Genomic DNA, 5,621 nt, shown 5'->3' with positions numbered 1-5,621 from the left:
GACAATACCGTCGCCGACGCCGTGCTCGACCGCCTCGTCCACAACGCCCACCGCATCGAACTGGCCGGCGACAGCATGCGCAAGCAAAGGGCCTCGCCCCTCTTGACCCCCGCCGAAAACGGCGAAACCTATAACCCCTGACGAAAACGAGGCACCCGAGGACCACCCCGTCAAAACTGTCCGGACTTTAGCGGAAACGCTGTCCGGGAATTAGCGGAATGGCTGTCCGGATTCAGCGAAGCGCGCACTGAGGTCTCGGAGCGGCTCGCCACCGTCGAGCAGACGCCGGTTCTACGCCAGGGGGCGGAGCACTTCGCCCGGACGATCGAACGCTCCGGGCACGACCTGGTTCGCGCCGCCGTTCAGAAGCTCGAGACCGAAAGCCGCGATCTGCAACGCGTCGCGCGCTCTCTCGCCGAGCACGTCGACAGTGCTCGCGAACGCGGGGTGCAGAACCGCCGCCTCTGGGGGATGGGCACCGTCGGCGTCGTCTCCGGCGCGGTCCTCGGTGTCGTCATGACGTTGTTCCTGCCTCGCCTGCTTCTCCCCGGGCTGCTCGACGTGGAGATCGCCGCGAAGGTGATGAACGCCGATGCCTGGAACGCCGGCGGCGCTCTGATGCGGTCGGCCAGTCCGCTCGGTTGGCGTAACCTCGTCGAGGGCGGCAACCTCTTGCAGGGGAACCAGGCGGAGATCGCCGCGTGCCGCGACGCCGCTGCGAGGACGAAGAAGGATCAGAGGTGCACGATCACGGTGCCGGCGCCTGGGCAGTAGTGGGAATTGACCGGCTCGGTTCGACCCGAAGCGGACGCTAGGGCTCGCATTCCTCCGACGAATCCCGCGCAGTTCATTCCGACGGCCGCTGCCTGTTCTGTTCCTCGCGCCAGAGCTGCCAACGGCGGCGCAGAGCACCTCTGCGCAAACCATTGGTCGCATCCAACACGTGGGCCTCGATCACGCGATCCGTTCGGAAGTGACGGAAGCCCTGTCTCACCTCACACCAGGCGATGATGAGGCGGGAAGCCTCGCCATAGCCGTGAATGACCGGCCAGACGATTCGATCGGTTTCCTCTCCGGCTTCCGATCGGTATCGCAGGTGCATTTTCCGGCCTTCGCGAACGGCTCGGCGCAGTTCCGAGGTATCGACCGGGTCCTCGCGGGCGATACCTCCCGGCTTGGCGCCGACGCTTGGTTCATCGATGAACGGGCGCAGGCGTTCCGGGATGACGGAGGCGATTTTGGCGATGACATCACGAGCGGCGTTGGTGAGGACCGCGTCGCCTCGCCCCGCGACCCATTGTGCGCCGAGCACGACTGCCTCGATCTCGTCCGGCGTCAGCATCAGCGGCGGCATGTCGTATTCGCGGTCGAGCAGGTAGCCGAGGCCCGCCTCTCCGACGATGGGGACTCGTTGGCCGATCAGGTCGGCCACATCCCGATACACGGTACGCTTGGAAACCTCGATTTCCTCGGCCAATGCCGCAGCGGTCACCGGTCGGCTCGATCGGCGAAGAATCTGGATGATCTGAAACAAGCGGTCGGCACGGCGCACTCGAGGTTCACTCCTGCTGTCAGCATGGTGGCAACAGGCTCGTGGGACAAGAGCATTGCGGCACCCCGCCCGCGTGGCCTACGAGCGAAGGATCACCCATGAAATTCGCGTCCATCCGCCTGATCGCGGCCGACATCGAGGCCATGGTCGGCTTCTATGAAATGGTGACCGGCCAACCCGCCGAATGGCTCGCCCCCGTCTTCGCCGAGATCGTCACTCCCTCCGCGACGCTCGCCATCGGAAGCGCGGAAACGGTCGCCTTGTTCGAAGCGGGCAGCGCCGAACCCCGCGCAAATCGGACGGCTATCATCGAGTTCCTGGTCGATGACGTCGACGCCGACTATGCTCGGCTGAAGGGCAAGGTCGAGATCATCCACGCGCCGAAGGTGATGCCTTGGGGCAATCGCTCGGTCCAGTTCCGCGATCCGGAGGGAACGGCCGTGGCCCTGTTCATGCCCGTCACCGATGCCGCGAAAGCTCGGTTCGGATCGCGTTGACTCGCATCTGCGCGCCCCCCCCCATCATGCGGACCAGCGTGATCCACCGCCCCCGGAAGCGGGCGGTGGCTACGCGCCGCAGTCCCCTCCCGGCGCGATGCGGCCTGCGCCCCAAAGCGGAAGTTCGGGATCGTCTGCGTACTTCCACGTTGCGACACGGCGACGTCTGGCACCCTTCTTCAATTGAGTTGAATTTCAATTGAAGGAGGTCCGTCATGTCGTCATCGCCCTCATTCTCGGCCGAGTTCTGTTCCAGCCGTCTCAAGGCCATCGCCGATCCGACCCGTTGGGCCATCGCGGTCGAGCTCATGGCGGGCGCGAAGACCGTCGGCGAGTTGAAGGCGGTCTTGAGGGTCGAGCCGACCCTGCTGTCGCATCACCTGAAGATCATGAAGACCGAAGGCTTTGCCGTCGCCGAGCGCGTCGGCAAGTACCTCCGTTATCGGCTGGCACCGGCCGTGGTCCTGCCGCCGCCGGGCCACGGTATCGATCTCGGCTGCTGCCGGCTGGAGATGAGCGGCCGTGACTTCGTCCTGCGCAGCAAGGAGTGAGGCAATGGAAGATCCGTCGGTTTCGGACGTCGTGCAGGACTATTACGGCTCGGAGCTCAAAGGTGCCGGCGATCTGAAGACCGGGGCCTGCTGTTGCAACGAGACGATCCCGCCGGCGCATCGCGCCATCCTGGCGACCCTCGACGACGAGATCCTCGATCGCTTCTACGGCTGCGGTTCACCCATCCCGCCGGTTCTGTCGGGTCTCACCGTCCTCGATCTGGGCTGTGGCGCCGGCCGCGACGCCTTTCTCCTCTCGGCTCTGGTCGGCGAGCGGGGCTCGGTCATCGGCGTCGACATCACCGAGGCCCAACTCGACGTCGCGCGCCGCCATCAGGCAGCGCAGGCCGAAAAGCTGGGTCATACGCGCTCCAACGTCGACTTCCGCAGCGGCTGGATCGAAGACCTCGCCGGGGTCGGCGTCGCCGACGCATCCATCGACGTCGTCGTCTCCAACTGCGTCGTCAACCTGTCGCCGGCCAAGGATCGGGTCTTCGCCGAGATCCGGCGCGTGTTGAAGCCCGGCGGCGAATTGTACTTCTCCGACGTCTTCGCCGACCGCCGGCTGCCGAAGGCTCTGCAGCGCGATCCGGTCCTGCTCGGCGAATGCCTGGGCGGTGCTCTCTATATCGAGGACTTCCGCCGGCTGATGCAGAAGACCGGCTGGGCCGATCACCGTGTCGTCGAACGTGCCCGCATCACCCTCGACAATCCCGAGATCGAAGACCGGGTCGGCAACATCGGCTTCTGGTCGGTGACGGTCAGGGCGTTCAAGCTGCCGGCGCTCGAGGACATCTGCGAGGACTACGGCCAGGTGGCGACCTATCTCGGCACCGTTCCCGATCACCCCCACCGTTTCGTCCTCGACGACCACCACACCTTCGTCACCGGCAAGCCGATGTTGGTGTGCGGCAACACCGCCGCCATGGTCGGGGAGACCCGCTTTGCCCCCCACTTCCGGGTGACGGGCGACCGGTCGGTCCATTTCGGCCCCTTCGACTGCGCGTCGCCGGCCGTCGCCGTGACGGGTGCGGTCGCTGGTTGCTGCTGCTGATGGACGATCGGCTCTCTCGGAGTACATTTCATGGACGCCTCACGCCATTTCGTCGGTGAGCTGATCGGCACCTTCCTGCTGGTCTTCTTTGGCTGCGGCTCGGTCGCCGTGTCGGTTCTGTTCTCGGCCCATGTCGGGCTGTTTCAAGTCGCGATGGTCTGGGGGCTCGGCGTGGCGATGGCGATCTATGCGACGCGCCACCTGTCCTGTGCCCACCTCAATCCCGCCGTCAGCATCGCTATGGTGATCGGGCACAGGATGTCGCCGTCCAGGTTGCCGGCCTATCTCGGCGGTCAGTTCCTCGGCGCCTTCCTGGCCGCCGCCGCGCTCTACGGTCTGTTCTCCGATTCGATCGCACAATACGAAGCGCTGCATCAGATCATGCGCGGCGCGGCGAATTCCGTTCAGACCGGCATGATGTTCGGTGAGTACTACCCCAACCCCGGGTCTGGGGCCGCAGCCGTCGTCACTCCGTTGACGGCGTTTCTGGCGGAAGCCATCGGCACCTTCGTGCTGGTCTTCCTGGTGTTCTCCTTGACCGAGGGCTGCAACGTCGGTCGGCCTGACGAGGCGACCGTGCCGGTGTTCATCGGCCTGACGGTGACCATCCTCATCTCGGTCATCGCCCCACTGACCCAGGCTGGGCTCAATCCGGCGCGCGACCTCGCGCCGCGCGTCTTCGCCATGCTCGCCGGCTGGGGAAGTGCGGCGCTGCCGGACTGGGGATGGGGCGCACTCACCGTCTATGTGATCGGTCCGATCTGCGGCGGTGCTCTGGCGGCCGTCGCCTTCATCCGAGTGGTCGAGCCGTTGATGGCGGACAAGAAGCGCGGTCCGGGTGCCTCCTCATGCCTCACCTCGGCTACTCACGCCTCTCCGGAGAAGTGCGGCCCTTCGTCGGTGTAGCCAATCCTGAATGCGACGATCGGCAGAAAGCAGTCCAAATGAATCGACGTCCCCAAATGCGCCCCGACCGCGCTCTCGACGAATGCCCTCTTCCAGCTTGATCATGCCTCGATGCGAGCTTCCGCTTTCGGCGCGAGCAGCCGCTGACTCGGGCGGCTGCAAACGGCGCGAAGCGGCAGCTGGCGAGACCACATTCGATGAGTGCGATGGGGTGGCAACAGTCTATCACCGCGATAATATCTCTACCGCCCATCATCGAATTCACTCCTGCCGTCGAGCGTGGGGCAGGATGCATACCGTTACCTGAGGAAAGACAAACGAGATGACCGAGCTGGCAGACACCAACTTCATCGATCTGGCCGCTGACATCGTGTCGGCTTATGTGAGCAACAACACCGTGCCGGCGTCGGAACTGGCCGGGCTCATCGCCGAGGTTCATGTCGCTCTCCAGCGCACCACCTCGGGTGCGGTGCTCGAGCCGGCGCCTGAGCCGATCAAATCGGCGGTCCCCGTGAAGAAGTCGGTCACGCCTGACTACATCATCTGCCTCGAGGACGGAAAGAAGTTCAAGTCGCTGAAGCGCCATCTGCGTACGCAGTATGACATGACCCCCGACGCGTACCGCGAGCGCTGGGGTCTTCCCGCCGACTATCCGATGGTTGCCCCCAACTACGCGCAGGCCCGCTCCGACCTCGCCAAGAAGTTTGGCCTAGGCCAACAACGTCGCCGCAGCGTGCGCTGAGTTGAAGCAGGACCGCTGCGAGAGAAATTTGCAGCGGTCCGCCGACGATACGATAGTGGTCAGGCCGCCTTGATGAGGTGGTCCCCGTCTGGCGGGCAGTTCGGTAAGCTTGGGTCGACCTGAGAGAAGGACGATCCCGATGACGGGGAAGCGGAAGCGGTATTCGGCAGATTTCAAGGCGAAGGTCGCGCTGGAGGCGATCCGGGGCGAGGCGACCGTGGCGCAGCTGACGGTCAAGTACGGCGTCCATCAGACGATGATCAGCGCGTGGAAGAAGCAGGCGGTCGACGGAATGTCAGGCGTCTTCTCCGGGAAAGCC

9 protein-coding genes are annotated in these 5,621 nt (G+C 64.9%); 8 read left to right on the top strand and 1 reads right to left on the bottom strand.

The window, feature by feature from the left end:
• Together EYW49_RS22615 and EYW49_RS23575 are read left to right on the top strand one after the other, a co-directional pair.
• A partial coding sequence (locus EYW49_RS22615) for an ATP-binding protein (protein WP_228259569.1) occupies positions 1–141 on the top strand: 141 nt, incomplete at its 5' end.
• A gap of 81 nt (positions 142–222) precedes the next feature.
• The gene (locus EYW49_RS23575; RefSeq protein ID WP_228259717.1) at positions 223–774 is read left to right on the top strand and encodes a DUF6118 family protein; all 552 of its coding nucleotides are present in this window, start codon (positions 223–225) and stop codon (positions 772–774) included.
• 73 nt (positions 775–847) lie between these two features.
• Here EYW49_RS23575 and EYW49_RS22605 read toward each other — a convergent pair whose 3' ends face one another.
• On the bottom strand, positions 848–1,552 hold the full coding sequence (locus EYW49_RS22605) for a helix-turn-helix transcriptional regulator (protein ID WP_131311978.1): 705 nt from the start codon (positions 1,550–1,552) through the stop codon (positions 848–850).
• Positions 1,553–1,650: 98 nt separating this feature from the next.
• Between EYW49_RS22605 and EYW49_RS22600 the strand changes: the two genes are divergently transcribed.
• From EYW49_RS22600 to EYW49_RS22575, 6 genes are all read left to right on the top strand, one after another.
• A complete protein-coding gene (locus EYW49_RS22600; RefSeq protein WP_131311982.1) occupies positions 1,651–2,049 on the top strand; it encodes a VOC family protein in 399 nt (132 codons plus the stop codon).
• A gap of 215 nt (positions 2,050–2,264) precedes the next feature.
• Positions 2,265–2,600 (top strand): ArsR/SmtB family transcription factor, encoded by a 336-nt coding sequence (locus tag EYW49_RS22595; protein ID WP_131311976.1) that lies wholly within the window; start codon positions 2,265–2,267, stop codon positions 2,598–2,600.
• 4 nt (positions 2,601–2,604) lie between these two features.
• Positions 2,605–3,654: a methyltransferase domain-containing protein gene (locus EYW49_RS22590; RefSeq protein ID WP_131311974.1), complete on the top strand. Its 1,050-nt coding sequence runs from the start codon at positions 2,605–2,607 to the stop codon at positions 3,652–3,654.
• A 30-nt stretch (positions 3,655–3,684) separates the two neighbouring features.
• Positions 3,685–4,560: an MIP/aquaporin family protein gene (locus tag EYW49_RS22585; RefSeq protein WP_131311972.1), complete on the top strand. Its 876-nt coding sequence runs from the start codon at positions 3,685–3,687 to the stop codon at positions 4,558–4,560.
• 322 nt (positions 4,561–4,882) lie between these two features.
• Positions 4,883–5,302, top strand: a complete 420-nt coding sequence (locus tag EYW49_RS22580; protein WP_131311970.1) for a MucR family transcriptional regulator — start codon at positions 4,883–4,885, stop codon at positions 5,300–5,302.
• Between the two features lie 139 nt (positions 5,303–5,441).
• Positions 5,442–5,621: transposase (locus tag EYW49_RS22575; RefSeq protein ID WP_131308803.1), on the top strand; the 180-nt coding region annotated here is incomplete at its 3' end.

This window comes from Siculibacillus lacustris, from assembly GCF_004328075.1.
GTDB lineage: Bacteria > Pseudomonadota > Alphaproteobacteria > Rhizobiales > Ancalomicrobiaceae > Siculibacillus > Siculibacillus lacustris.
This window is presented reverse-complemented; position numbering and strand designations above follow the sequence as displayed.